The organism is Pseudomonas sp. Mn2068 (assembly GCF_049319725.1).
In the GTDB taxonomy this organism is placed as follows: Bacteria; Pseudomonadota; Gammaproteobacteria; order Pseudomonadales; family Pseudomonadaceae; genus Aquipseudomonas; species Aquipseudomonas gingeri.
The window spans coordinates 1-221 of record NZ_JBMOUG010000046.1; the positions used below are offsets into that span (position 1 = coordinate 1).

At 63.3% G+C, this 221-nt stretch carries 1 protein-coding gene; it reads left to right on the forward strand.

Annotated elements, in window-relative coordinates; genetic code table 11:
• Nucleotides 1–221 (forward strand): hypothetical protein (locus tag ACL9RJ_RS33295; RefSeq protein ID WP_422766024.1); only part of this gene is annotated, 221 nt, incomplete at both ends.

Here is a 221-nt window from a genome sequence, read left to right on the forward strand (position 1 = left end):
GGGGTGACGCTCACGGGCGGCAGTCTGGACAACCGCAACAACGGTACGGTCTCCAGTCGCAACGGCAACGTCGACGTGACCTTGGACGGTGCGCTGCTCAACGGCAATGCCGGTGCGCTGGTCAGCCAGAAGGTCCTGACTGTTAACGCCGCCAGTCTCGATAACAGCAACCAGGGCATCCTCTCCAGCGCCCAGGGACAGACCCTGACGGTCAGCGGTTT